This is a genomic window from Arthrobacter sp. 'calajunan' (assembly GCF_046940185.1).
Lineage (GTDB): Bacteria > Actinomycetota > Actinomycetes > Actinomycetales > Micrococcaceae > Glutamicibacter > Glutamicibacter soli.
Genome location: NZ_JBKZDY010000016.1, coordinates 1 through 26,238 on the forward strand (window position 1 = coordinate 1; position 26,238 = coordinate 26,238).

The 26,238-nt window shown below is 67.4% G+C and carries 23 protein-coding genes; 15 read left to right on the plus strand and 8 right to left on the minus strand.

Translation table 11 applies throughout. The features are described 5' to 3' along the window. Nucleotides 1-126: 126 nt before the first annotated feature. Both RF641_RS16605 and RF641_RS16610 read right to left on the minus strand, forming a co-directional pair. The gene (locus RF641_RS16605) at nt 127-345 is read right to left on the minus strand and encodes a hypothetical protein (RefSeq protein WP_146955929.1); all 219 of its coding nucleotides are present in this window, start codon (nt 343-345) and stop codon (nt 127-129) included. Between the two features lie 67 nt (nt 346-412). Then, nucleotides 413-1,282 (minus strand): inositol monophosphatase family protein, encoded by an 870-nt coding sequence (locus RF641_RS16610; protein ID WP_424573655.1) that lies wholly within the window; start codon nt 1,280-1,282, stop codon nt 413-415. Between the two features lie 113 nt (nt 1,283-1,395). Here RF641_RS16610 and RF641_RS16615 point away from each other — a divergent pair, with 113 nt between their 5' ends. From RF641_RS16615 to RF641_RS16630, 4 genes are all read left to right on the plus strand, one after another. Beyond that, nucleotides 1,396-1,890, plus strand: coding sequence for a MarR family winged helix-turn-helix transcriptional regulator (locus RF641_RS16615; RefSeq protein ID WP_424573656.1), 495 nt, complete (start codon nt 1,396-1,398; stop codon nt 1,888-1,890). Beyond that, the gene (locus tag RF641_RS16620) at nt 1,883-3,442 is read left to right on the plus strand and encodes an MFS transporter (RefSeq protein WP_424573657.1); all 1,560 of its coding nucleotides are present in this window, start codon (nt 1,883-1,885) and stop codon (nt 3,440-3,442) included. The genes RF641_RS16615 and RF641_RS16620 overlap by 8 nt, the downstream gene beginning before the upstream one ends. An 83-nt stretch (nt 3,443-3,525) precedes the next feature. Further along, on the plus strand, nt 3,526-4,707 hold the full coding sequence (locus RF641_RS16625) for a hypothetical protein (protein WP_424573658.1): 1,182 nt from the start codon (nt 3,526-3,528) through the stop codon (nt 4,705-4,707). A 141-nt stretch (nt 4,708-4,848) separates the two neighbouring features. Beyond that, a complete protein-coding gene (locus RF641_RS16630; protein ID WP_424573659.1) occupies nt 4,849-6,012 on the plus strand; it encodes a CaiB/BaiF CoA transferase family protein in 1,164 nt (387 codons plus the stop codon). Between the two features lie 9 nt (nt 6,013-6,021). Here RF641_RS16630 and RF641_RS16635 read toward each other — a convergent pair whose 3' ends face one another. Next, nucleotides 6,022-7,566 (minus strand): helix-turn-helix domain-containing protein, encoded by a 1,545-nt coding sequence (locus RF641_RS16635; protein ID WP_120990145.1) that lies wholly within the window; start codon nt 7,564-7,566, stop codon nt 6,022-6,024. Between the two features lie 171 nt (nt 7,567-7,737). On the opposite strand from RF641_RS16635, the gene RF641_RS16640 reads away from it, so the two are divergent. From RF641_RS16640 to RF641_RS16650, 3 genes are read left to right on the plus strand one after another with little or no spacing between them, the layout of a single operon-like run. Further along, nucleotides 7,738-8,916: an acyl-CoA dehydrogenase family protein gene (locus RF641_RS16640; RefSeq protein WP_047118309.1), complete on the plus strand. Its 1,179-nt coding sequence runs from the start codon at nt 7,738-7,740 to the stop codon at nt 8,914-8,916. Between the two features lie 34 nt (nt 8,917-8,950). Continuing rightward, nucleotides 8,951-10,417 carry an aldehyde dehydrogenase family protein gene (locus RF641_RS16645; RefSeq protein WP_047118310.1) on the plus strand — a complete coding sequence of 489 codons (1,467 nt, stop codon included), beginning with the start codon at nt 8,951-8,953 and terminating at the stop codon, nt 10,415-10,417. 37 nt (nt 10,418-10,454) lie between these two features. Further along, on the plus strand, nt 10,455-11,315 hold the full coding sequence (locus tag RF641_RS16650) for a 3-hydroxyacyl-CoA dehydrogenase family protein (RefSeq protein WP_047118311.1): 861 nt from the start codon (nt 10,455-10,457) through the stop codon (nt 11,313-11,315). Between the two features lie 80 nt (nt 11,316-11,395). On the opposite strand, the gene RF641_RS16655 is transcribed toward RF641_RS16650, so the two are convergent. Continuing rightward, nucleotides 11,396-11,830, minus strand: a complete 435-nt coding sequence (locus RF641_RS16655) for a pyridoxamine 5'-phosphate oxidase family protein (RefSeq protein WP_047118312.1) — start codon at nt 11,828-11,830, stop codon at nt 11,396-11,398. A gap of 95 nt (nt 11,831-11,925) precedes the next feature. On the opposite strand from RF641_RS16655, the gene RF641_RS16660 reads away from it, so the two are divergent. The 3 genes from RF641_RS16660 (at nt 11,926) to RF641_RS16670 (ending at nt 14,411) form a co-directional block, all read left to right on the plus strand. Further along, entirely contained in the window at nt 11,926-13,008 is a 1,083-nt protein-coding gene (locus RF641_RS16660; protein WP_424573660.1) for an App1 family protein, read from the plus strand. Further along, complete coding sequence (locus RF641_RS16665; protein ID WP_047118314.1) at nt 13,008-13,475, plus strand: acyl-CoA thioesterase; 468 nt, start codon at nt 13,008-13,010, stop codon at nt 13,473-13,475. Before RF641_RS16660 ends, RF641_RS16665 begins: the two co-directional genes overlap by 1 nt. 63 nt (nt 13,476-13,538) lie before the next feature. Further along, complete coding sequence (locus RF641_RS16670) at nt 13,539-14,411, plus strand: siderophore-interacting protein (RefSeq protein WP_342352846.1); 873 nt, start codon at nt 13,539-13,541, stop codon at nt 14,409-14,411. A 326-nt stretch (nt 14,412-14,737) separates the two neighbouring features. Here RF641_RS16670 and RF641_RS16675 read toward each other — a convergent pair whose 3' ends face one another. Next, nucleotides 14,738-15,334 (minus strand): DNA-3-methyladenine glycosylase I, encoded by a 597-nt coding sequence (locus RF641_RS16675; protein WP_047118315.1) that lies wholly within the window; start codon nt 15,332-15,334, stop codon nt 14,738-14,740. Between the two features lie 80 nt (nt 15,335-15,414). On the opposite strand from RF641_RS16675, the gene RF641_RS16680 reads away from it, so the two are divergent. The 5 genes from RF641_RS16680 (at nt 15,415) to RF641_RS16700 (ending at nt 20,538) form a co-directional block, all read left to right on the plus strand. After that, nucleotides 15,415-15,786, plus strand: coding sequence for an ArsR/SmtB family transcription factor (locus tag RF641_RS16680; RefSeq protein ID WP_047118316.1), 372 nt, complete (start codon nt 15,415-15,417; stop codon nt 15,784-15,786). A 4-nt stretch (nt 15,787-15,790) separates the two neighbouring features. Then, nucleotides 15,791-16,717: a cation diffusion facilitator family transporter gene (locus RF641_RS16685; RefSeq protein WP_047118317.1), complete on the plus strand. Its 927-nt coding sequence runs from the start codon at nt 15,791-15,793 to the stop codon at nt 16,715-16,717. Between the two features lie 127 nt (nt 16,718-16,844). Next, a complete protein-coding gene (locus tag RF641_RS16690; protein WP_047118318.1) occupies nt 16,845-17,594 on the plus strand; it encodes an ABC transporter ATP-binding protein in 750 nt (249 codons plus the stop codon). A gap of 3 nt (nt 17,595-17,597) precedes the next feature. Beyond that, nucleotides 17,598-20,105, plus strand: a complete 2,508-nt coding sequence (locus RF641_RS16695) for an FtsX-like permease family protein (RefSeq protein WP_424573661.1) — start codon at nt 17,598-17,600, stop codon at nt 20,103-20,105. An 88-nt stretch (nt 20,106-20,193) separates the two neighbouring features. After that, on the plus strand, nt 20,194-20,538 hold the full coding sequence (locus RF641_RS16700; RefSeq protein ID WP_113606872.1) for a DUF6176 family protein: 345 nt from the start codon (nt 20,194-20,196) through the stop codon (nt 20,536-20,538). A gap of 86 nt (nt 20,539-20,624) precedes the next feature. Here the strand turns inward: RF641_RS16700 and RF641_RS16705 are convergent, their stop codons facing one another. The 3 genes from RF641_RS16705 to RF641_RS16715 are packed head-to-tail and all read right to left on the minus strand — an operon-like array spanning nt 20,625 to nt 26,101. Further along, complete coding sequence (locus tag RF641_RS16705) at nt 20,625-23,948, minus strand: ATP-binding protein (RefSeq protein ID WP_424573662.1); 3,324 nt, start codon at nt 23,946-23,948, stop codon at nt 20,625-20,627. A 3-nt stretch (nt 23,949-23,951) separates the two neighbouring features. Then, nucleotides 23,952-24,644: a DUF4194 domain-containing protein gene (locus RF641_RS16710; RefSeq protein WP_047118322.1), complete on the minus strand. Its 693-nt coding sequence runs from the start codon at nt 24,642-24,644 to the stop codon at nt 23,952-23,954. Continuing rightward, nucleotides 24,641-26,101, minus strand: coding sequence for a DUF3375 domain-containing protein (locus RF641_RS16715; protein WP_424573663.1), 1,461 nt, complete (start codon nt 26,099-26,101; stop codon nt 24,641-24,643). The genes RF641_RS16710 and RF641_RS16715 overlap by 4 nt, the downstream gene beginning before the upstream one ends. Nucleotides 26,102-26,238: the final 137 nt, after the last annotated feature.

Sequence of the window (26,238 nt, forward strand, 5' to 3'; positions counted from 1 at the left end):
TGGTAACACCGAGATTTACTATATGGAGTACGGGGGCTGGGTGAGTTGTGTATAAGAGACTGGCACCCGTACGGGTGCCGCCCCTGGCCGCGTTCTGCACTGTAATTGGTGTTCCCAGTATGGTGCTCAGTGCGTGAAATGGTAGACGATGCCGAACATCATCGTTGAGAAGCCCAGGCTGACGCCGATGAGCAGCGGCACCCAGTCCTGCGTGTGACTCTGGGATGCCAACATCACTGCGAAAGCACCGAAGAGAATCATCACTCCGATCCCTCCCAGGATCAACCCTCCGCCCCCGTGATGACGCACGGCGGAGTGTGCGTTCCGGTGGAATAGTGGTTCCATACTCGTATCGTACGACCGGGAATCTCGAATTCCGAGGGGTTTGCGCAAGATCTTTGGAGTTGTCAGATTACATCGCGGACCCGGCGGTGCGCAGTGCATGCATCCGCTGGGCCGCCCGGGACAGCGAGGGGTAGTCGGCGCCCGGCCCCTGGGCGATGAATCCCGGGCACAGGTGGTCCGCCGCCGGCTCGGATCCATAGCCCAGCCCCCGGTAGCTGCCGCCGGCCATGCGCACCAGATGCGCGCCGGCGGCCACGTCCCACACCTTGGTGTCGAACCCGATGGTCGCATCGCTCCATCCGGCGGCCACATGCGCCAGCGCCAGCGCGGCGGACACCTTGCGGCGTACCGTCGCGAAATCACGGATCCACCCGCCCAGCAGCTCCAGGGCCAGCGGGCCGTCGGCCTGAAGCGATTCGGCACCGGGGTAGTCGGTCATCAGGTTCGCGCGCGCCTGCTCCGGACGCGCGGCCGGGCTCAGGACCTGCCCGTTGAGGTAGGCGTGGGACAGATCGGCGCTGAATTCGTCCCCGGAAACCGGGTCAATGATCGCCGCGGCGACCAGCCGGTCGTCGACAGCCGCCGCGATGGACACGCAGAAGAAGGCAATGCCGTGCACGAAGTTGCTGGTGCCGTCGATCGGATCCACGATCCACTGCACGGCGCCCGGCGCGGCGGTGCCGGCTTCCGCCTCGACCTGTTCCTCGCCCAGTACCCAGGAACCTGGAACCGCTGCACGCAGCGAACGGGTGATCAGTTCCTGGCTCTGCCGGTCGATCGCGGTGACCAGGTCGTGGGTGTTGGTTTTCTCCTCCACCCGCACGCCGCCGCGGAAGGCGCCGCGCAGCAGCTCGGCGGCCTGCCTCCCGGCGGCCAGCGCGGCGCTTCTCAGGGTTTCGGCGGAGGATTCCAGGTGCGCTTCGGAAAGATCAATCACGACTCCAGCCTATCGGGAGTGAGACCCAGAAAACGTTGACCAAGGCAACTATCTAAACTTAGAGTTGAGTGGAACCCCCGAAGATAGGCAGGCGATATATTGTGCAGTGGCCAGTGAACAAGGCTCCGACCGAGCTGCTCGGACGCCTGCTGGACGAGCTGGCGCGGACCTCGCGGCTGCTGCGTTCCTTCTCGCACCTGGACCAGACCGATCCCGAAGTCTCCAACGCTTCGCACCATGTGCTCAAGACCCTGGACATGCGCCAGCCCACGCACGCGGCCGACCTCGCCAGCCATCTGGGCATCGGCACGGCGGCGATGAGCCGGCATCTGGCCGAACTGGAGCAGGCTGGACTGGTGGACAAGCGGCCCAGCGACTTGGACGCACGCCGCCAGGTCCTGTGGGTGACCGAAGCCGGCAGCGACCGGCTCGAAGCCCGGGCCCAGCTGCGCATCGAACGTCTGCGCCCGCTACTGCCCGACTGGGACAACGACCGCCTGACCTTGATCGCCGACGCGCTGGGCGAACTGAACAACTCGATGATCCAGGGCATCCATGAACACCGCGAGCTGCAGGCCGAAGAACCGCGAAGCGGCTCGGATGGCTAACCGGACTCCGCGGGCCGCGGGCCCGACCGACCTGACCGAGGCGGCCGCCGACACCCCGCAGATGACCCAGCGCGAGGTGCTGCGCTCCATCGCCGGCGTGCTGGCCTCGTTCTTTGCGGCGATGCTCGCCGCCACCATCGTCGCCATCGCGCTGCCCACCATTATGGACAAGCTCGGCGGATCGCAGACCGACTTCAACTGGGTTTTGTCCACCACCTTGCTGGCCAACGCCGCCACCACCCCGATCTGGGGGAAGATGGCGGACCTGTTCAACAAGAAGAAGATGCTGCAGGCGGGCATCCTGGTCTTCATCCTCGGATCCTTCCTGGCGGGCATGGCCTGGTCCATTCCGGTGCTGCTGGCCGCCCGCGTGATCCAGGGGATCGGCATGGGAGGGCTGACGGCCATGGGCATGGCGGTGATCGGCACGGTCATCGCCCCGCGCGAACGCGGACGCTACTCCGGGTACTTCGGCGCCGTCATGGCGGTGTCCACCGCGGCCGGCCCGCTGCTGGGAGGATTCATCGTCGACTCGCCACTGGGCTGGCGCTGGTGCTTCTTCTTCGGCATCCCGATCAGCGTGCTGTCCATGATCCTGATCCAGAAAACCCTCCACCTGAGCCACCAGAAGCGCAAGGTGCGCATCGACTGGGGCGGGGCGCTGCTGCTGACGGTGGCGGTCTCCACGCTGCTGATCTGGGTGTCCTACGTGGGCAAGGACGAGTTCTTCGCCTACAACTCCTGGCAGACCTACACCATGCTCGGCGGCGTCGCGGTGCTCACCGCGGCCCTGCTGCTGGTCGAATCGCGCGCCGTGGAACCGATCATTCCGCTGAAGATCATCACCACCCGCACCACCTCGCTGGCAATCATCGCCTCCGTGGCGATCGGCGTAGGCATGTTCGGCAGCGGGGCGTTCATCGGGCAGTACTTCCAGATCGCCCGGGAAGCCACACCCACCGCGGCCGGGCTGATGACGCTGCCGATGATCGCGGGGAACTACTGCGGCTCCGTATTCTCCGGCCAGATGATCACCCGCTTCGGACGCTGGAAAATCTACCTGGTCATCGGCTCGCTGCTGAACGTGGCCGGGCTGGGCCTGCTGGGCTTCATGCACCACGACACCGAGTACTGGATCCTGGCCATCGGCATGTTCCTGAACGGCGTGGGCATGGGCTTCATGCTGCAGAACCTGGTGCTCGCGGTGCAGAACACCGTGAAGGTCACCGACATCGGCGCGGCCAGCTCCTCGGTGGCATTCTTCCGTTCCGTGGGCGGTTCCGCCGGCGTCGCGTTCCTCGGCGCGATGCTCGCCACCCAGGTGGCCTCCCTGGTCTCCGAGGGCCTGGCGAAGCTGGGCGTTGACACCTCGAAGGGCGGTTCCGGAGACTCGCTGAACCTGTCGGGCATGCCGCCGGCAGTGCGCGGCGTGGTCGAATCCGCCTACGGGGAAGCCACGGGGCTGGTCTTCCTGGTCTCGGCAGCGGTCGCGGCCATCGCCTTCATCTGCATCCTGTTCATCAAGGAAGTCCCGCTGCGCAAGACCATCTAGGACCTGCGCCGGGACGCTCCCGTTCCGGCGACCACCGCAGAGCCCTTCCGAACCGGGCGGGGCCGCCCAGGAAAGGAACTGCCGTGCCGCACCCACGTTTTCCAACATTCCGCCGGATCAGCGCCGCCGCGCTTGCCGCGACGCTGTGCCTCGCCGCCGTTCCGGCGGCGCAGGCCACCGAAGCGCCGCAGGGGTGCAGCGGGACCGCCGATCCGGACACCTGCCAGACGGTCATCGGGTGGGCCGCCGCGCAGCTCGGCGACGTGCCCGGGGACGAAGCCGAGCTCGGGGCCGCGAACGGGATGCTCTCCACCTATGTGGACTTCGCCAACCAACCCGGATTCCCCGCGGACTACGCGGCCGAAGCCGCGCGGCGCAACGCGGCCCTGCTGATCGCCTGGGAACCCTACGACTGGGAGAACCGCAGCGTGGACCAGCCGGAATACCGCCCGGCGGCCATCGCGGCTGGAAGCCACGACGACTATCTGGTCTCCTGGCTGAAGCAGGCCCAGAAGTACGCGGCGAACCAGCCGATCCTGGTGCGCTTCGCCCCGGAAATGAACGACGCCATCCGTCCCTGGTCCGTCGGGGTGAACGGCGGGAACACCGCCGCCGACTACGTGCGGATGTTCCGGCACGTGTACCAGCTCAAGGAACGCTGGGCGCCGGAGGCCGCTTTGGTCTGGAACCCGCTGGTGGCCGGATCCGCCCCGGATGGGACACCCGTCGACTTCGCCTCGGTCTACCCGGGCGCCGACTCCGTGGACATGCTGGCGCTGGACGGATTCAACTGGGCCGACGCCAACGACCCCGTTGTCAACTGCAACTGGCAGTCCTACGACGACGTCTTCGGCGTGCCGGTGGCGCAGCTCAAGCAGCTGGCCGGCGGCAAGCCGTGGGGCATCGCGGAGGTCGCCTCGGCCTCGCGCGGCGAATCCTTCTTCACCGCGGGAGGTGAATGCGCCGAGGCCTGGGGCTCCTGGGTGTTCCAGTGGCCGCAGAGCCCGCCGTTCTACGCCGAGGCCGAGGACTGGATCACCCAGGCTGGCTGGATGAAAACGATGATGTTCCAGGCGCATGCGGACGGCGCGCTGTTCGTCAACCTGTTCAACATGGACAAGGAAACCGACTGGCGGCTTGAATCCACGCCGGCCGGAACCGAGGTGTTGGGCCGGATCGACGCCACCGGCTCCTTCAGCTTCGGCAATGAGCGCAGCTCGCAGCTGATCCGCGACGCGCTGCACCCCGAACCGGCAGCCCCGTAGCCGCCGCCGGGCGTCTGTGCGACGGTAAACCGTCCGAGCTTTTGTGCATTCTTCACAAGAACTTGGGCAGAACAACCCAAGCTCGTGACGGCGCGCACACCTAGGGTAGAGAAGGACGAAATCAACGAGTAGGGGAGCATCATGAGCGGACTTCGACCATTGGAAGGAATTGTCGTCGCTGACTTTTCCCGGGTTCTCGCCGGACCCCTGAGCACCATGACGCTCGCCGACCTGGGTGCGCGCGTCATCAAGGTCGAACGCCCGGAAACCGGGGATGACACCCGCAGCTGGGGCCCGCCATTCTCCGCGACCGGCGCCACCTACTTCGAATCGGTCAACCGCAACAAGCAGTCCATCGCGCTGGACCTGCGCAACGAGCAGGACCGCGAGGTCGCCCGAGACCTGGTTTCCAAGGCCGACGTGCTGGTGGAAAACTTCATCACCGGCGGCATGGACAAGATGGGCCTGGGCTACGAGGAGCTCTCGGAGCTGAACCCGTCGCTGATCTACGCCTCGATCACCGGCTTCGGGTCGGCGGGCGGATCCAAGATCCCCGGCTACGACTTCATCGTGCAGGCCCTGGGCGGGCTGATGTCCATTACCGGCGAAGCTGATGCGGACCCGATGAAGGCCGGCGTGGCGCTGGTTGACGTGCTCACCGCCAAGGACGCCACCATCGCGATCCTCGCGGCGCTGCAGAACCGGCAGAAGACCGGCCGCGGTGCGCACATCGAGGTCAACCTGCTCTCCAGCCTGCAGGGCGCGCTGGCCAACCAGGGCCAGGCCTACCTCGGCGCGGGGAAGATCGCCGGGCGCATGGGCAATGCGCACCCGTCCATCGTTCCCTACCAGCTGCTGGACTGCCAGGACGGCTCGGTGGCCGTGGCCTGCGGCAACGACGGCCAGTTCGTCAAGCTGTGCGCCGAGCTCGGGGTTCCCGAGCTGAGCGGCGATGCGAAGTTCTCCACCAACACCCAGCGCGTCGCGCACCGCGAGGAGCTCATCCCGTTGCTGGAACAGGCCCTGCGCGCCGACACCGGCGCCAATTGGCAAAGCCGCCTGACCGAGGTCGGCGTGCCGGCCGGCAAGGTCGCGAACATCGCCGAAGGCCTGGACTACGCCGCCTTGCTGGGCCTGGAGCCCACCATCGAAGTGCTGGACGCGCAGGGCGCCGCGGTCGGCGAACAGGTGCGCCACCCGGCCATCTGGACCCCGGCGCTGGACACCCCGCGCCAGGCCCCGCCCAAGCTCGGCGAGCACAATGACGTGGTGCGCGGATGGCTGGGGGCCGCCGCTACCGTCTAGGGCCGGTTCCTAGAATCCGTGCGTTTCAGCGTGCCGCAGCGCAAGCCACAGGTGCGCTGAAACGTCCGGGTCATCCACATCCACGCCGATCAGCGAATTCACCAGCTGCATCCGGTAGCGCAGCGTGTTGCGGTGCAGCCCCAGTTCCCGGGCCGCCTCTTCCCAGGTGCCGCGATGGCGCAGGTAGCTGGTCACCGTGGCCACCAGGTCCGCCCTGGCATACTCGTGCAGCGCCTTGACCCAGTTGGACGCCTTGGATTCGTCGCTGGAACCCAGATGCGTCAGCATGCCCTTCGGCGCCCGCGCAATCGCCGCGCGCAGCGCCTGGAAGATGGCGGGGATCTGCGCTCCGTGGATTTGGGCGGAGAGCACGGCGGCCGTTTCAGGGATCTGGTTTTGGTTCTCGGGGGAGAAGCCAAGCACCTGGAACTCGGTGCCCTCCAGATCATCGAAGGGGCGCTCGCCCAGCGGGGCCACCAGCGACGCGTCAAGCAGGGCAATCAAGGACGACTCGTGTTCGAACACGAAGGGCGTGGCCTTCAACGCCGGCCCCAGGTCGTAGGGTTCCGGGCCCAGCAGCCCGCGGGCCGACTCGGCGGCGAATGACACCGGGATGCTTCCCTGCGCGCGCAACGCCAGCAACCGCAGCGTCGAGGGGACATCGGGCAGTCCCGAATCCTCGGCCAGCATCCTGGCCGCTTCCAGCTGCCCGCGCACCGCGAGCTTGGCCACCGCGCTGCCCAGCACCGCGGTGGACTCGGCCTGCTGCTCGCGCTGGCGCGAGCGCATGGCCAGCAGCACGCAAACCGTCGTGATGACCTGCCGGTCCGCCGGGGTCAGCCGCCGGCCCGGACCGAGCGAGAGCACCCCGTACACCTGCGCATTGACCAGCACCGGATACAGCACCACCGGCTGGTTCAGGATCTCGAAGGTCGCGGTGCTGGGCGCCTCCAGCTTGTCGATGCGGTGCGTTTCCCGCCGCACCTTGGGCATGAACTGCTCGGCGGACGGGGGCCAGACGGTTTCTCCCTCGCCGAAGCGCGGCACGTAGGCCGCCCAGCCGCCCAGCGACTGCGCCAGCCCGCGCACCACCGCGGGAACCGCGTCGGGGCGCATGGCAGCTCGCGCCATGGCGGTCTGGGTGCCCAGCGAATCCATCAGGTCGGCATTGCTGCTGCGCATGGCCAGATTCCAGTAGGCGCGCGAAACGTTCTGGAACGGCACCTGGTCCGGGACCACCACCACTTCCAGTTTCGCTTCCGCGCAGGCCGCGGCCAGCGCCGGCGGGATGGCGGTGAGCGAGGGCCCCAGCCCGATGCCCAGGACCTTGACCGACTTCTCCTGAAGCCGCCGCACGTAGACGGCCGGGTCGACCTGGCCGCGGGCGAAAATCATCCCGGTGGTCAGCAGCAGCTCGCCGCCCGAAAGATACGGGGTCGGGTCCTCCAGCTCGGAGACGTGGACGCCGGCAATCGGGGTGGTGCTGTAGCGGCCCGATGGACCGGGCTCCAGGTCCGACGCGAGGGCGGTGCCGAGCTGAAGAAGTGTGATCATAGAAAAAGTATCCGACAAACCGGATCCTCTTGTACAGAATGTCTAAGGCGCGAATCACAATTGTTGCGTAATTTCAGAGGTAAGCAATTCGACGGTGTGTGACGCAGTCCCGGCCAACGGGACGGCAAGACGCCGAACCCCACGTTTCAACACCTCTTCAAGGAGACCACCATGGCACTGGCAGAACGCGTTTTGGACCCGGCAGACCTGATCAACTTCGACGCGCTGCTGACCAGCGAAGAGCTCGCCCTGCGCGACTCGGTGCGCGGCTTCGTCAACGAGAGCATCAAGCCGAACATCGCCCGCTGGTACGAGGACGCAGTCTTCCCGCTGGAGATCGTGCCGGAAATGGCAAAGCTCGGCCTGCTGGGCATGCACCTGGACGGCTACGGCTGCGCCGGACGCTCGGCCGTGGAGTACGGCCTGGCCGGAGCGGAGCTGGAAGCCGGCGACTCGGGCCTGCGCACCTTCGTCTCGGTGCAGGGTTCGCTGGCCATGAGCGCCATCTACAAGCACGGCTCCGAGGAGCAGAAGCGGGAGTGGCTGCCGCAGATGGCCGCCGGCGAGGCCATCGGCTGCTTCGGCCTGACCGAGCCGACCGCGGGCTCGGACCCGTCCAGCATGAAGACCTTCGCCCGCCGCGACGGCGACGACTGGGTGCTGAACGGCTCCAAGCGCTGGATCGGCCTGGCCAACGTCGCCAAGGTCGCAGTGATCTGGGCGCAGACCGACGAGGGCATCCGCGGCTTCGTGGTGCCGACCAGCACCCCGGGCTACAAGGCCACCCCGATCGAGCCGAAGCTGTCCATGCGCGCCTCGATCCAGTGCGAAATCGAGTTGGTCGACGTGCGCCTGCCGGGCTCGGCAGTGCTGCCCGAGGTCAAGGGCCTGAAGGGTCCGTTCTCCTGCCTGAATGAAGCGCGCTACGGCATCATCTGGGGCTCCATGGGCGCCGCCCGCGATGCCTTCGAGGTCGCCCTGAAGTACTCGCAGGAGCGCCTGCAGTTCGACAAGCCGCTGGCCGGCTACCAGCTGACCCAGCAGAAGCTGGTGGACATGGCACTGGAAATCAACAAGGGCTTCCTGCTGGCGCTGCACATCGGCCGCCAGAAGGACGCCGGCACCCTGGACCTGCACCAGATCTCCGTGGGCAAGTTGAACAACTGCCGCGAAGCCATCGAGATCTGCCGCGAGGCCCGCACCATCCTGGGCGGCAACGGCATCACCCTCGACTACTCGCCGCTGCGCCACGCCAACAACCTGGAATCCGTGCGCACCTATGAGGGCACCGACGAGGTCCACACCCTGATCCTGGGCAACAAGCTGACCGGCGTTCCGGCCTTCCGCTAAACCGGCCGAACCGCACGAGAGAAGGCATATTTCGATGACCCTATCGACCTCCGCAAACCTGCTCGCCCAGCTCGACCAGTACATCAACGGTGTCTGGGTGCAAGGCGAAGGCGGCATGATCACCACGCAGAGCGCCTCGGACTCCGCCGTGGTCCTGGCCTCCGGCAACGCCGCCAGCGCGGACCAGATCGACCAGGCATTCCAGGCCGCCGAAGCGGCCCGGAAGTCCTGGGCGGCCACCCCGATGGCCGCCCGCGGGGCGATCCTGGTCAAGGCGGCCGCCTACCTGCAGGAGAACTCCGCCAGCTTCGGCGAGCAGCTTTCCGCCGAGGAAGGCAAGACCAAGGCCGAAGGCGTGGGCGAGGTGCTGCGCGCCGCGCAGATACTGACCTACTACGCCGCGGAGGCCGAGCGCGCCGCCGGCACCGTGTACCAGTCCCCGCGCGCCGGGGAGCAGATCATGGTCACCCACAAGCCGCTGGGCGTGGTCGGCGTAATCACCCCGTTCAACTTCCCGATCGCCATCCCGGCCTGGAAGATCGCCCCGGCGCTGGTCTTCGGCAACACCGTGGTGTTCAAGCCTGCCAGCTTGGTGCCGCTGCTGGCGGTGCGCCTGGTGGAGGCCCTGGCCCACGCCGGCCTGCCGGCCGGCGTGCTGAACCTGGTCATCGGACCGGGCTCGCTGGGCGATGCGATCATGGAGCACGAGCACCTTGACGCGCTGAGCTTCACCGGTTCCACCGGGGTGGGCCGTCGGCTGTGCGCCGCCGGCGCCGCCCGCGGCATCCCGGTGCAGGCTGAAATGGGCGGGAAGAACGCCTCCGTGGTGCTGGCTGATGCGGACCTGGACCTGGCCAGCGAGCAGGTGCTGTTCGGCGCCTTCCGCTCCACCGGTCAGAAGTGCACCGCCACCAGCCGGCTGATCCTGGACGAGTCGATTGCCGAGGAGTTCCTGGCCAAGCTCACCGGCCGCCTGGATTCCTGGGTGACCGGCGATCCGCTGGATCCTTCCGTGCACATGGGCCCGCTGGTGGACGCCAAGGCCGCGGTCTCGGTGCGCGCCGGGGTGGACAAGGCGATCGCCGAAGGCGCCACCGTGGCCTACTCCGGCAAGGCTCCGAACGGCGGTAGCTTCATGGCGCCGACCATCCTGGAACTGCCGGCCGGGCCGGCCGGACGCGCGAACACCGCCTGGCGCGAGGAATTCTTCGCTCCGGTGCTTTCCGTAGTGCGCGTGAACGGGACCGAGGAGGCCTTCGAGGCCGCGGAGGACTCTCAGTTCGGGCTGAGCCTGGCGCTGTTCACCCGCGACCTGTCTGTGGCGCTGGCCGCGCAACAGACTCTCGATGTGGGGATTTTGCATGTAAATTCGGAATCAGCGGGTGCCGACCCGCACGTTCCGTTCGGCGGAGCCAAGGCCTCAGGCTATGGTCCCAAGGAGCAGGGCGCCGCCGCGCGCGAGTTCTACACGCACACCACCACGGTGTACCTGCGCGGCTAGTGACGTAACAGTACCCGAGCAGAAAACAGAGGAATCAATGACGATCGAACGCATTCTGGTAATTGGCGCAGGAACCATGGGACGGCAAATTGCCATGAGTTGCGCGCTGGGAGGCTACACGACCATCCTGCAGGACATTTCCGAGCAGGCCCTGGCCGCAGCCCGCACCGAGCTGGAGGGCTGGGCCGCCTCCCGCGTGGCCAAGGGCAAGCTGAGCCAGGATGAGGCCGATCGGGCGCTGGGGCTGCTGACCCAGTCCACCGACCTGGCCAGCTCCGCCGCGCAGGCGGATCTGGTCATCGAGGCCGCGGTGGAACGCCTGGACATCAAGGAGCAGATCTTCGCGCAGCTCGGCCAGGCCGCTCCGGCCCACGCCATCCTGGCGACCAACTCCTCGACCCTGCCTTCCTCGCGCATCGCCGCGGCCAGCGGACGCCCCGAACTGGTGTGCAACATGCACTTCTTCAACCCGGCCCTGGTCATGAAGTGCGTGGAGGTCGTGCGCAACGAGCAGACCAGCGACGCCACCGTAGAGGCGGTCACTGCGGTCGCCAAGCGCCTGGCCAAGCAGCCGGTGCTGGTGAACAAGGAGATCCCGGGCTTCATCGCCAACCGCATGATGGGCGCCATCAACCGCGAGGCGCTGGACCTGGCCGCGGCCGGGGTGGCCAGCATCGAGGACATCGACACCACTGCCCGCACCGCGCTGGGCCACCCGATGGGCCCGTTCGAGCTGATGGACCTGGTGGGCCTGGATGTGGTGGACTTCATCGCGCAGGCCACGTTCGAGGAGACCGGGCTGGAGGCGGACAAGCCCCACGCCCTGATCGTCGAGAAGGTCCAGGCCGGCAAGCTGGGCCGCAAGAGCGGCGAGGGCTTCTACCCGTACAAGGGCTGAGCCCCCGCCCGTTTCGGGCATACGCAGGACCCGCAGCGCCAACCGGTGCTGCGGGTCTTGCGTTTAATGGCTGCTGGCGCCTACTGCCCGACCTCGGGCTGCTCGCCGAGCTGGAAGTGGCGCCCGGAGATGGAGCGGACGTGGATGCGGATCCAGAAGTCCTTCTGCGTCGGAACCCAAGGGCTCACGCCGCTTTCGCGGGCTTCCTGGATGTCGGCCTCGTGCTCGAGCACCTCGGCGGAGCCGTGCACCACAACGGACCACGCTTCGTCGGCGAGGATCCCGTCGGCTTCGAAGGCCACCTTGTCGTTGATGGTCATGGATGCCAGCTTGTTGCCCGGTGCGGTGCGCAGGAAGAGCTTGCCCTTGTGGACCCCGTAGTTGACCGGGACGATATCGACATCACCTGCGACGGAGGTGGCAACGCGACCGTGCGAGGTATGGGCCAGAAGTTCCCAGGACTGCTCCTCGTTCAGGACGAGGACCGGATGGTTGTTGTCGTGATCGTATTTCATACTCTGATCTTTCTACGTAAAGTAGAAAACCGCAAGGTCTGCGACACATTGTGATTGGTCAAGCCTGCCGACGGCAGGCATGAAAGACTTGGAGCATGAGTCACGCTGCAAGCGACGGAGTTGCGCGCCATGTCGCCTCCCGGTTCGAGGACGGCTACCACCGCTGGAGGGTCCGCAACGCGGAACGCAAGGGCTTGGGTCCGGTCATCCTGCCCTACCTCGGCTACGGCTACGCCAGCAGCGCCGGCGGCTGGATCCGCGTGCTCGCGCGGGTGGTGCTCGCCAAGCCCGGCGCCTTCGAGGACGGCCACCACCAGGCGCAGGTCATCGCCGACGGCATCCGCGGTTTCCGGAATTTCACGTCCCCGATCCTGCCGGGCGGCAAGGTCTCCATCGAGGTGGCGGGCCAGCGCTTCGAGGTGCAGGCCGACCGCGGCGGGGTCATCGACGCGAAGCTGGCGGTGGACCTGGACCCCGGGTGGCACGAGGTCTCGCTGCGCGCCCACGACGGCGATGACGCCAGCGCGAAAATCCTGGTCATCGACGAGAGCCAGCGCTTCGGCGTGATCAGCGACGTGGACGACACCGTGGTGGTCACCGCGCTGCCGCGCCCGCTGCTGGCCGCCTGGAACTCGTTTGTGCTCTCCGAGCATGCGCGCGTGGCAACCCCGGGCATGGCGGTGATGATGCAGTACATCCTCAAGGAGCACCCGCACAGCCCCACCATCTACCTGTCCACCGGTGCGTGGAACGTCGCGCAGACGCTGCAGCGCTTCATGTCGCGCAACCTCTACCCGCGCGGACCGCTGCTGCTGACCGACTGGGGGCCGACCGACCGGGCCTGGTTCCGCAGCGGCCAGCAGCACAAGGTCGACCAGCTGCGCCGGCTGGCCGAGGAATTCCCGAACATCTCCTGGGTGCTGATCGGCGATGACGGGCAGCACGACCCGGCGATCTACGCCGAGTTCGCCCGCCGCTACCCGGAGCACGTGCGCGCCATCGTGATCCGCCAGCTGACCCCTTCCGAGGCGGTGCTGGCCGGCGGCCGCTCGCAGGAGCTGTGGCGCACCACGCCGGGGATCCCCTGGGTCTATGAGCCCGACGGGGCGCGGATCCTCCAGGGGCTGGCCCGGCTCGGGCTGGTCGATTTCGATACCGATTTCCAGGAGGAAGACTAATGAGCGGTGCACCGCTGCGGGTCCAGGTGCCCATGCGCTGGGGCGACATGGACGCCTACGGCCACGTGAACAACGTGAACTTGATCAGGCTGATGGAGGAGGCGCGCATCGCCGGGTTCGGCGTGCCGGGCGGCACCGGGGCGCCGGGCATGGACCCGAAGGCGGATATCTTCTCCGCGGTGCCTGCCGGGGTGCAGATCCTCGTGGTCGAGCACCGCGTGCGCTATTCGCGGCCGCTGGAATACCGCAACGTCCCGGTGAACGTGGATCTGTGGGTGGCCAACATCAAGCCGGCCAGCTTCGAGATCTGCTACGAATTCCGCGACCCCATCGAGGACTACCTCTGCGTCAAGGCCGCCACCACCCTGGCCTATTTCGACCCGGCGGTGGGCCGCGTCCAGCGCCTGAGCGAGGCCGAGCGCCAGGGGCTCGCGGCGTTCGAAGGGGCGCCGACCTTCGCAAAGTAGGGCGCACGGCTTGGGTGAATTAGGATTGAGTTATCTAGTCTTATTCAGATAGGAAGTGCTACCGTGGCCAATCCCCAAGCCGAACGCCCGCAGGGTGGCGGGCGCGCTGCCCGTCCGCAGACCGTACTGCAGGTCATGAAGCGCGAGCAGATTGCTCCGCACCTGGTGCGCCTGACCCTCGGCGGCCCGGGCTTCGAGACCTTCGTCGACAAGCCGGTCACCGACCGCTACATCAAGATCCTGTTCGCCAAGCCGGAGCTCGGTCTAACTCCTCCCTACGACATGGATGAGCTGCGCGAGAAGCTGGACATGCAGGACCTGCCGGTGCGGCGCACCTACACCGTGCGCAGCAGCGACGCGGAAGCCGGAACCATCCAGGTGGATTTTGTGGTCCATGGCGACGAAGGATTGGCCGGCCCCTGGGCCCGGGACGCCCAGATCGGCGACACCGTCTGCTTCTCCGGCCCCGGCGGCCTGTACTACCCGAAGGAGGAATTCGACTTCCACTTCCTGGTCGGCGACGAGACGGCCATCCCGGCCATTGCCGCGGCGCTGGAATCCATGTCCGAGCACATGCGAGGCGTCGCGATCATCGAGGTTTCCGCCGCCGAGGACGAGATGGACCTCAAGGCCCCGGCCGGCGTGGAGATCCGCTGGGTTCACCGCAACGGAGCCTTCACCCCCGAGAACACCAAGCTGGAGTCCGTGGTGCGCGACTACCCGTGGCCCGAGGGCACGGTGCAGGTCTTCTCCCATGGCGAGCGCGAAGTGACCAAGAAGCTGCGTGGCTACTTCTACAACGAGCGCGGCGTGGACCGCCGTGACATGTCGCTTTCCGCCTACTGGGCCTTCGGTCGCGCGGAAGACGACTTCCAGGCGGAGAAGCGCAGCCCGGTCGGCCAGATCTTCGAAGAAGCTCCGCTCCAGAGAAGTTAGAGTCACCTAAGTTAATTTTTATTAAATTAGCATGCAGGGGTTGACGTTATTGCCCACTGCCGGGTTATGCTTATTCAAGAGCTTCTCCCGTGTGTGGTCGGGAGAAGCTGCAAACTTGACCGATGCGAATCGGCTTGTTCACCGCGAGCCAGGAAATGCTCATCCTGCTCTGGTGGTCGGCTTAGCCGGCTTGAAATAAGGGGAATAGGGAAGCGGCTGACCTGCTCAGTCAGCCGAGTCGCAGAAAAATGAGACCTGCCGGGATCGCACACCCTGGCAGGTTTCATTTTTTATGCCGTCGCGGCCGACACCGCGCGGCGGGAAGCCTACCGGGGCCAGATCCCGGAGGTGCCGCGGCGATGGGACCCGAGCAGGTGGGTGTCGACCATGCCCACGGCTTCCATGAGGGCGAACATGGTGGTCGGCCCCACGAACTTGAAGCCGCGCTTCTTCAATTCCTTGGCCAGCGCCTTGGACTCCTCGCTTTGCGTAGGGATCTCCGACATGGCGCGCGGTCTGGGGGTTTGCTCCGGCTGGTGCGACCAGATGAGCTGCGCCAGCCCACCCTCGTCGCGCAGGGCCAGGGTGGCCTGCGCATTGGCGATCGTGGCGCGGATCTTCAACCGGTTGCGCACGATGCGCGGATCCTCGATGAGCCGCTCGAAATCCGTTTCGGAAAACAGGGCGACCTTTTCCGGGTCGAACTGCGCGAAGGCGTCGCGGAACGCCTCGCGCTTGGACAGGATGATCGCCCAGGACAAGCCCGACTGGAAGCACTCCAGGCTCAGCCGCTCGAAGAGCCCGGTCTCGTCGGTGATCGGCATGCCCCATTCGGTGTCGTAGTACCGGCGCAGCATCTCGTTGCTCGAAGCCCACAGCGGCCGGGCCAGCCCGTCATCGCCAATGATCAGGTCGTTGCTCATTCCTCCATCTTGCCATTGGCAGATGGCGCCGGGATTGAGCGACCCTGTTGCGCGGCGGCCTGAAATGCTATCATCGTCATATGGCGATAATAGAGTCACAGATCGATGCAATGGAAGAGGCCCAGCAGCGCCTGCAGCTCGCGGCGCTGTTCCATGCGCTGGCCGACCCCACGCGGCTATTGATCCTTGAGCACCTGAAAACCGGTGAGCACAAGGTCAAAGACCTCACCGAGCATCTGGGCCTGGCGCAGAGCACCGTCAGCGCGCACCTTTCCTGCCTGAAGGACAGCGGCCTGGTCAGCGTCCGCAGCCAGGGCCGCGCGAGCCTGTACTCCCTGAGCCACGCCCAGGACCTGGCCGCCGTGCAGAGCCAGGCGCTGCGCCTGGGGCGCCCGGCCAACCGCAACCACCAGTGGCATGAGGGCCACCCCTCTCCGGAAGGCGGGGTGTAGCTCCATGGGCCACGACCACTCCCACGAGCATTCCCACGACCATTCCGCCACCAACCGGACCCGGCTGGCCTGGGCGCTGGGCATCACCGCCAGCATCCTGGTCGCGGAGGTCATCGGCGCGATCATGACCAACTCGCTGGCCCTGCTGGTGGACGCGGCGCATATGCTCACCGACACCGCCGGGCTGCTGATGGCGCTGACCGCTGCCAACCTGATCATGCGCAAGCCCACCATGAAACGCACCTGGGGCTTCCGCCGGGCCGAGGTGCTCTCCGCGACCCTGCAGTCGGCGCTGCTGCTGGCCGTGGGCATCTACGCCGCGGTGGACGCGGTCCAGCGGCTCTTCGACCCGCCGGAGGTCCAGCCCGCCGGGCTGCTGGTCTTCGGCATCATCGGTTTGCTCGGCAACATCGCCTCCATGCTGATCATCGCCGGGGGACGGGGCCACAACCTGAACATGCGCGCGGCCTTCCTGGAAGTCGTCAATGACGCGCTGGGTTCGGTCGCCGTGATCGTCGCGGCCGTGGTGATCGCGCTGACCGGCTGGATGCGCGCCGATTCCGTGGCTGCGCTGCTGATCAGCGCGCTGATCGTGCCCCGCGCCGCCACCTTGCTGAAGGAAACCACGCACATCCTGCTCGAATCCACCCCGCGCGGCCTGGACTTGGGCGCGGTGCGCACCCACCTGGAAGGCCAGCCGGGCGTGCTCGCCGTGCACGACCTGCACGCCAGCCAGATCGCCTCCAACCTGCCGGTGCTCACCGCGCACGTGGTGGTCAAGAACGAGATGTTCGACGCGGACGCTGCCGGGGGCCTGCTGCGCAACCTGCAGCAGTGCGTGGCAGCGCACTTCGAGGTCAGCATCGAGCACTCGACCTTCCAGATCGAACCGGAATCGCACAGCGTCACCGAGCGCCATACAGGGTGCTGACCGGGCGGCGCGCACCCGCGGAACCAGCGTCCAGGATGCCGGCTCATACCCAGGTATGAGCCGGCGGCATCCAAGACCGGCCTGTCGGCCGATACGGGTTTCTCTTGGCCTTTTATAGTCTTGGAACATGACATCTGAAACTCTGCCCCTTACCGAATACGCGGTCTGCGCCCGAGGTCTGACCAAAAGCTACGGACATGACAGCACCCGCGTGGAGGCGCTGCGGACAGTAGACGTCGCCTTTGCCCGTTCCCGCTTCACCGCCATCATGGGCCCCTCGGGCTCCGGCAAGTCCACGCTGATGCACTGCCTGGCCGGGCTGGACACCGCGGACGCCGGAGAGATCATCATCGGCGGCCGCGACCTGATGAACCTGAACGACGACGAGCTGACCATGATGCGCCGCGAGCAGATCGGCTTCGTGTTCCAGTCCTTCAACCTGGTCCCGACCATCAACGCCAAGGACAACATCCTGCTGCCGCTGTCGCTGGCCGGCAAGAGCCACGACCGCGAATGGTTCAACACCGTCATCGACGCGTTGGGCCTGCGCGACCGCCTGAGCCACAAGCCGCACGAGCTTTCCGGCGGCCAGCAGCAGCGCGTCGCCGTGGCGCGCGCCCTGCTCACCCGCCCCGAGGTCGTCTTCGGCGACGAGCCCACCGGCAACCTGGACTCCCGCACCGGGGCCGAGGTGCTCTCGCTGATGCGCACCTCGACCCGCGAAATGGGCCAGACCATCATCATGGTCACCCACGACCCGGCCGCCGCCTCCTACGCGGACACCGTGCTGCTGATGAAGGACGGCAGCATCGTGGGCCAGCTGGATGACCCGACCGTGGCCACCGTGACCGAGGCACTGGCCTCGCTGGCGGAGTAGTCGATGCTGCACGTAGCCCTCGCCAATATCAAGACCTATGCACGGCGCTATATCGCCGTGGTCCTGGCCGTCGCCATCGGCACCGCCTTCCTCGCGGCCACCCTGGCCGTGAACACCTCGACCCGCGCGACCTTGAAGAACTCGCTGGGCGACACCTACAAGAACGCCGACCTGGTCGCCTTCCAGGACTGGGAACTGGTGCCCGAGGACGATCCCGACTTCGAGTACACCGAACTGGCCATGGAACAGGTCGAGGACATCCGCAAGCTCCCGGAGATCTCCACCGCCTACGGCACCGCCTACGAAACCGGTGAACTGCACACCGCGGACGACGGCTATGGCGTGCTGCTCCAGCCGGTGTCCGCCGAGCAGAACCTCGGCGGCATGGAGCTGCTCGAAGGCCGTGCCCCGCTGAACGCCGACGAGGTCATCCTCGACGACGAGCACGCCGATCGCATGAAGGTCTCGGTGGGGGACACCGTCGGCCTGACCACCTCCGAGTCCACCAAGGACATGAAGGTGGTGGGCATCCAGCGCACCAGCACCGATCCGCAGCTCTCCGGCTACGCCATGGTGGGCCTGCCGGAATCCGTCTGGGCGAAGATCGCCGGCGATTCCGGTTCCTTCCAGAACATCGTGATCGATGCCAAGGACTCCCTCCCGGCCGCCCAGCAGGCGCTGGCCGCGTACTTCGCCGAGCACCAGATGAGGGACGTCTCGGTACTGACCGCCGATGAAAAGGTCATCAAGGACGTCGCCATGCTGACGGACGGCACCGACCAGCTCACCGTGGTGCTGCTGGTGTTCGCCCTGGTCGCCCTGGTGGTCACCGGCCTGGTCGTGGTGAACACCTTCAACGTGGTGATCGCCCAGCGCACCCGCGAACTGGCGCTGCTGCGCACCCTGGGCGCCAAGCGCAAGCAGATCCGCAGCTCCGTGCTCATCGAGGCCCTGGTCATCGGCATCGTCGCCTCGGCGATCGGCGTGGCCCTGGCCGTCGCGCTGATGGCAGGCCTGATCCAGCTGCTGCACGTGATGGTGCCGAGCCTGTCCTACGCCACGCTGGCGCTGGATGCCAAGGGCCTGGTGATCCCGGTGGTCGTGGGCATCGCAATGACCGTCATCGCCGCGAGCCTGCCGGCCCGCCGCGCCATGAAGCTCGCCCCGCTGGCGGCCCTGCGTCCCTTCGACGCGGCGAGCGTGAAAAACCGCGCCGGCAAGCTGCGCATCGTCATCGGGATCTTGCTGGGCCTGGCCGGCGCCGGGCTGCTGGCCTGGGGAGCGATCGACGGTTCGCTGCCCATCGCCTTCCTCGGCGGCCTGCTCTCCTTCCCGGGCATCCTGATGCTCGCATCGCTGTTCGTCCCGGCCAGCGTCTTCGGCATCGGCAAGCTGGTGGCCGGGCGCTCGGTGGCTGGCAAGCTCGCCGCCCTGAACGCAGTGCGCAACCCGGGCCGCACCACCGCCACCGCCACGGCCCTGCTGATCGGCGTCACTCTGGTTTCCATGATCATGGTCGGCGGACAGACGGCCAAGGCCAGCCTGAACACTTCCCTGGCCGGAGAGTTCCCCGTGGATCTGACCCTCTCGCTGTATGAGCGCCAGGTCGACGACGCGAAGACCCAGGAACTGGCCCGCGAGCTGGCCTCCTTGGACGGCATCGAGGAAACCTCGACCTTCGTGGCCGGCACCGCGGAAATCAAGGGCCGGGAGGACGAAGCCCCGGTACAGCTGATGGGCGTCGATCCGCAGGGCTTCTCCAAGACCGTGCTGGACCAGAGCATCGTGCCGGCGGACGGGCAGATCATCCGCTTCAACACCGGCACAGAAGAACAGCCCAAGAAGCTGACCGTCGGCGGCAGGGAACTGGACGTCAAGGTGTCCTCCGCGGCGCTGTACCAGTACCTGGTCACCAAGGACACCTTGGAATCGTTGAAGCTGGCCGACTCGGAGAACGAGTACGGCGGCGTGCTGATCAAGGCGGCCCCCGACCTGTCCAACGCCGACATCACCGCCCTGGTGGAGCAGATCGCCGATGTGGCCAACGTCGAGTCGTACATGATCGACGGTGGCGTGGTGCAGAACGCCATGTTCTCCCAGGTCATCGACGTGCTGCTGGCCATCGTGTCCGCCCTGCTGGCCGTGGCGGTGCTGATCGCGCTGATCGGCGTGGCCAACACGCTCAGCCTCTCGGTGCTCGAACGCACCCGCGAGAACTCGCTGCTGCGGGCCCTGGGCCTGAAGAAGAAGCAGCTGCGGGCCATGCTGGCCCAGGAAGCCGTGCTGATCGGCGGCGTGGCGGCCCTGCTGGGTCTGGTGCTCGGCGTGGTCTACGGACTGCTCGGCGCGCATGCCACGCTCTCTGCGGTCGGCGAGATGTCCTACGAGATCCCGTGGCTGCAGCTGGGCCTGGTGCTGGTGGTCAGCATCGTGGCCGCCCTGCTGGCCTCGGTGACCCCGGGACGCCGCGCCGCGAAGCTCTCCCCGGTCCAGGGGCTGGCGACCGAGTAGCCCGGCGCCTCGCGACCGGCAGGCAGACGCCCGGGGCCGATGACTTCACGTCATCGGACCCGGGCGTTGCTCGTATACCGTTGGTTCAATGAACATTGAGCTGATGCGATTTCGCGTGAAACCAGGCAAAACCGAACGAGTCGACCAATGGCTGCAGTTCCTGAATTCCAATATGCCGGCGGTGCTGGAAACTCTGGAGGGGGAGCGGATGTACGTCGAGACGATTTTCAGCGAGACGCTGGACGGGGCCGAATACCTGTACTGGTACAGCATCCAGGGCCACGGCGGTACCGAGGTCCGCGACTCGGCGCACTGGCTCGATGAGAAGCACCTGGAGTACTGGGACGAATGCATCGATCCCGAGTTCGCCCCGCAGACGCTGGTCACCCGGGTAAGCATGATCCCGCAGCGGATCCGGGAACAGATGCAGTAGCCACGCCGAAGGCAGGCAAGGGCCCGCAGGACGCTTTGCCGGATGCGTGGCGGAACGTCCTGCGGGCCCCGCGCTGTGCCGCGCAGCTAGCGCAGCGTGATGGTGGTGGCCATGGCCGGGGACCGGCCGGTGGTGACGAAGCCCGAGATGTTGGATCCCGGATGCTTGATGATGTCCGTGATGGATCCCAGGTGGCGGCTCAGGTCGATTTTGTCCTCCGGGGCTGCCAGCACCAGGTGGAAACCGAATTCCTGCAGCGCGCGGATGCCCGCCGCGGCATATTCGGAGTTGGCCTGGATGAACGCCTCGTCGATCATCACCGTGCCGAAGGACGTGAACCCGGCGGTGGCGAAGCCGAGCTGGTAGGCCAGCGCGGCGCCCATGATGAACGAGGTGAAGCGCTGCCCCTCGCCGCCGGAAAGGGTGCCAGGTTCCAGACCGGTCTCCACCTCGCCGTTCGGCTTGTGCTCGTTGCAGCTGATCACCACATGCTGGCGCACGTCAAGCACCGTTGAACGCCAGGCCGAAAGGCCCGGGTCGCTCAGCGCCGAGACCAGCGCCTCCAGCGCCTGGTAGGAGCTGGCCAGCTTGCCCTCGTCCTTGGTGGTGTAGGCGTCCTGCAGCGCGTTCTTCAGGTCCTTGCGGAAGGTGGCGGCCTCCACCGGGATGGAGCTTTCCACCTCCAGGCGCAGCAGCGAGCCGTGCTCGAAGGCCACCTCGCCGAGGATCTGGTTCAGCGGCTTGATGCGCTCGGAAATCATCCGGCGCTCCTCGTCCAGCAGCTGCAGCAGGTCGCTGAAACGTTCGTAGGAGCGGTTGGCGAAGTATTCGCGGAACTGCGCCTCGTGGTGCGGCAGGCCGTCGGCGACGATCTGCTCATGCAGCTGGGCGTAGTGCTCCGCGGCCTCCGGGGAGGTGCCGTGGGTCTGCGCGTGGGAGCCGCCGAATTCGCGGGCGAAACGGCGGAAGGTCTCGCTCAGCGCGCCGCCAATCTCCTGGCGCTGGGCTGTCAGCTCGCTCAGCTGGCCCGCCAGCTGCAGCTTGACCTCGGCAAAGGCGCTGGAGATCTCTTCGGAGGCCGGGCTGCTGCCGGCGCCGATGGTTTCCAGCAACCCGCCGAGCAGCTCGTGGCCGCGCAGCGCCGCCGGGACCCGCTCCAGCCAGTCGCCGCTGTCCGCGGGACCGGTGGCCAGGACCTTTTCGGCCCGCTCGATCTGCAGGCCCAGCTCGCCGGCGCGGGAGCGGACCAGCGCCAGGTCTCCGACCAGCTGCTCGGACTCGGCCTTGGCGGCCTCGATCTGCGCGCGGACCCGGGAGGAATCCCCGGAGAGCGTGAGCGCGTCGCCCAGCTTCTGCTCGCTGCGGCGCAGCGCCTGGAGCGCGGGGGCTGCATCCAGCTGCGCGAAGGTGCGCTCGTCCTCGATCAGCGCGCCGAGCAGCTGCGCCTTGGCCAGCACCTTGGCCTTGGCGGCGCTGCGGTCATCCGCCGCCTTCTTGGCGTCCTGCACCTTGATTTCCAGGCGCGCGGCCTTGGACTGCAGCTCGGAGATCTTCGCCTCGTTGGTGAAGCCCAGCAGGTATTCGGAGGCCGGCAGGGTGCGGGTGTCGCGCTCGAAGAGGCCGGTGCCGGTCTTGATGGTGCCGGCCGAGGTGATGGCCTTGGGATGGATGTGCATGACCCCGTCGTTCTCCACGCAGGCCAGCGGGTAGTCGGCGGTGATCTTCGCGCGCAGCCAGGCGCCGGCCTCGCCCGGGGCGAAGTCCAGCTTGGTGACCAGGTCGGCCGGGCCTGCTTCGGCCTCGCGCGGGGCCAGCGAGATGTCCGCCCAGCGCACCCTGCCCAGCCCGTCGAGCTTGTCGATGGCGTGGGTGACCTGGGCCAGGAACTCGCCGGGCACCAGGATGGTGCGGGCCACCGAGTGCAGCGCCTTTTCCGCCGCCAGCCGCCACATGGCGCAGTCGGCGGAGACGTCCATCAGCTCGCCGGCGAAAGGCAGCTGCTCCTCGCGCAACGAGCAGGCCGAGGCGATGGCGCGCCGGGCCGCGACCGAGCGGTCGTCGATGTTGGTGCTGCGGCGCTGGTAGGAGCGGATCTGCTCGGCCAGCGTGTCAGCGCGCTTGCGCAGGTTGACCAGCGAGGCCATGGCCTCGTATTCAACGGTCTGCGCGTCCTTGGTGATGGAGTCCAGCTGCTGCAGGGTGCGGGCGGCGTTGGCGCGCAGCTCGTCCAGCCCGGTGGCGCTGAATTCGAAGGCCAGCCCGGCCTGGTCGGCCTGCTCCTGCAGGGCGAGCAGCACGCGCTCCTTCTCGCTCAGCGCCTTGCGGGCGGCGTCCGCCTCGCGTTCCAGCAGCATCAGCGAGGCGGAGCCGGCCGCGTCGTGCGCGGCCTCCAGCGACTGCAGCTGGTCATCGAGCTTGGCCTTGCGTTCGCCCAGCTCGGCCTGCCTGGCCGTGAGCTGCGCATGCTCGGTGCGGTGCGCCGCCAGGTCGTTGCGCAGCACCAGCTGGCGCACCTGCGTTTCGAGCTGCGCCAGCTCGGTTTCCAGCAGCTGGCGGGTCTCGCCGATCCGTTCGGCCAGCGAGCGGTAGGCACGGTCCTGCTCCGGCACGGCGGCCAGCACGTCGCGCTGCGCGCGGGCGGTGTCCAGCTGCCGGTAGATGCCGCGCAGGTGCGCGAAGTCCTCCACCGCGGCGGCGGCGGCCTTCAGCGTGGCAGGTTCCTCCAGCACCTCGTGGCGGAAGAACTGGTTCACGCCCTTGGCCAGGCCCTTGCCGTTCTGCAGGGTGCGCAGCAGGGCGAAGGCCTTGTCGCTTTCCACGCCCAGGCGGCGGCGCAGCCGTTCGATGAACGCCTTGTGGGTGTCGAAGGCCTCGGCCGGGTCCAGCGCCTTGGACAGCGAGGAGACCGTGAAGCGGCGCGGGCCGTGGTTCTCCAGCTCGGCGATGTCCAGCGCGCCCTCGCACAACAGGTAGTGCTTGGATACCTGGCCTTCCAGCCCGGCGTCCGGCAGGTCGAAGACCGCGCCGGCGCTGACGGTGTTGCCCATGCCGTCCTGGTAGCTGAGCAGCACGGCGCTCCAGGTGGCGCCGGGGCGCTGGAACACGGTGCCGGAGCTGGTCTTGAACTTGCGTCCGCGCATGTAGGAATAGGTGGTGCGGCGGTCCTCGCGGGTGGCCGCGTCGTTGGCCGACTCGTTCAGCCGCGGGCTGGCGAAGAACACGTGGCCCATGGCGTCGAAGAGCGTGGACTTGCCCACGCCGGGATGGCCGGTGACCAGCGTTCCGGCGCGGTCCACCCCCAGGTCGTGCAGCCCGTGGAAGGTTCCCCAGTTCACCAGCTGGACGCGCGAGAGGCGGTGCTGGCCGGGGTTGATCTCGCCGCCCAGCGGCAGCGTCATTTCAATGCTCATCGGCTACTCCTGCACCAGTGCGTCGGTCTGTTCGGATGCGTCGGCCTCGTCGGGCTCCGCCTCGGCGAGGTTCAGCACGCCCTCGTTGGCGTCGATCGCCGCGATGTAGCGCGGGATGTCCTGGATGGAGGCCAAGGGCAGGGCCATGGCCAGCGCCGGGGAAATGCGGAACTCGTCGGCCAGCTCGGTATTGGTCAGCAGCCGCAGCGAGCCCAGCCGGGCGATGGCCGCATCGCAGGACTCGGCGAAGCGCTTGTCGTCGCGGTCGGCGGCGGCGCGGTGCTCGGCCAGGATCTCGTGCATGCCCGCGCGGGAGATCACCGCATCGGCCCCGGTGCCCGACTGCTGCTCCAGCAGCAGCCGCAGCCGCAGCGCCAGCAGGGTCTCGTCGCGCTTGAGCGGGCGGCGCGGGGCGATCGGCGCGGTGTGCGCCTGCTCGATGTCCACCGGCGCCAGCATGGCGATCTTGCGGTCCATGTCCAGACTCAGCGCCAGGAAGATCTCCGAGAAGTACTTGGTGACAGCGCCTTGCGAATCCAGCAGCAGCTGCCAGGCCGCGGCGTCCACGGAGCCGTCGAGGTACGGGCCGCGCAGCAGCCGCACCAGCAGCTGGCGCAGCGGGAGCGGGAAGCTGCCGGTATCCCCATCGAACAGCGGATCGGTGATCGGTGCGGCATATGAGTCGGTGTAGGTCATAGCGGCTCCTTCGTGAAGCTCAGGGCGGGCAGGTAGGCGGTGCGCGTGGAACCATCAAGCTGGGTGAATTCGATGCCCAGCAGCTGCGACTCGTCGAGGTTCTCGCCGTTGGTGCGCCCGATCTCGATGAGCGCGCGGATGGTATTCAGGTGCTGGTGCTCGGCGGGCAGGGCCGCGAACACCTGATCCAGCGGCACCGGGTCCTGCGCGGCGCCGCGCAGCCGCTGCGCGATCGCGCTGCGCAGCGCCGGCATGTCGGCCTCCGGGGTGCTGGGGGTGCGCACGATGTCCTCGGCGCTGAATTCCGGGGCATGGGCCAGCGGCGGCGGAGCCACGTGGTCGGAGGGATCGTAGATGCCCAGCCCGTGCAGGGTGACGAACTGCGGGGCGAACAGTTCCAGCGGGGCCAGCCCGCTGCGCGGCTTCAGGCCCGCGGACTTGCTGATCGCGGCCTCCGCCTCGCGCACCGCCCGGCGCAGCAGCTCGGCCTGCTTGTAGTCCTCGGACTGCACGAAGGCATGCAGGGACTCGGAGAGCTTGCCGTAGGAGGTGTGCACCTCGGCGGCCTGGCGGCGCAGCTCGCGCAGCAGGTTGGTGAGGATCTGGCGTTCGGGGGTGTCCAGGTCGTCCACGAAGTCGCGTTCCAGCACCTCGGCCAGCGCCGCGCGGAAACGCTGCTGGGCTTCGGGGGAATTCAGGAACTCGGTGAAGCCGCGGAAGGTCTCGCCCTCGGCGGTTGAGCGCAGCTGCCGGTCGGCTTCCAGCACCTGGCCCACCGCCACGCCCTTGGCGGTGGAGGCGTCCAGGATTCCCTCGCGCAACGAATGCAGCATGTCCTGCACCCCGTCGCGCATGCGGCGAAAGTCCGCCGGCAGGCTCGCTGCCAGATCCAGCACCGAGCGGGCCGCGGACAACGCGGTGGTGCGGGAGAGCACCGCCGGATCGGTGCCGGAGCGCAGCTGGTCGATCTGCGCCTGGCGCTGGGCGATCTGGGATTCCAGCGCGCGGATGCGCGCCTCGGGATCCGGGTCGGTTTCGTGGGCCAGGGATTCCAGCGAGGACAGCAGCGTGTTCAGGCGCGAGGAGTTCAGGTGCGAGTCGTCGGTGGAGAAATCGGCTAGGAAGCGCAGCGTGCGCAGGGTCTGGGCGCTGGGCTCGTAGACGAAGCGCCCGTCGATCAGCGGACGGGCCAGCAATCCCTGCTTGACCCAGGTTTCGGCGAAGTCCTGCGCACTGTAGGTCTGCGGGATCTGCTCGTCGCTCGTGCGGGCGGTTTTCAGGAAGGAATCCAGCGAGGCGTGGAACAGTTCCAGCGCGATGCGCGGGCGGTCCGCGGTGAACTCGGCGCGGATGAAGGCGACCGCCCAGGGCTGGGCCGTTAAGAGCCGGTACGCCGCCGAGCTTCTGAACTGCTGGGACTGGATCCACAGGCTATTCGCGCGGTGCGAGGGCTGCATGCATTTCCTTGATCTTCTTGACGCCTAACCTCCTAATTCTAGAGCATCCGGCTTCACGCCAGATGTGCGCCCCCTGCGCGGCAGATGCCAGTTTTGTATCGATTGGAGTAATGAACTGCCATTCGGTGTTTTTGGCA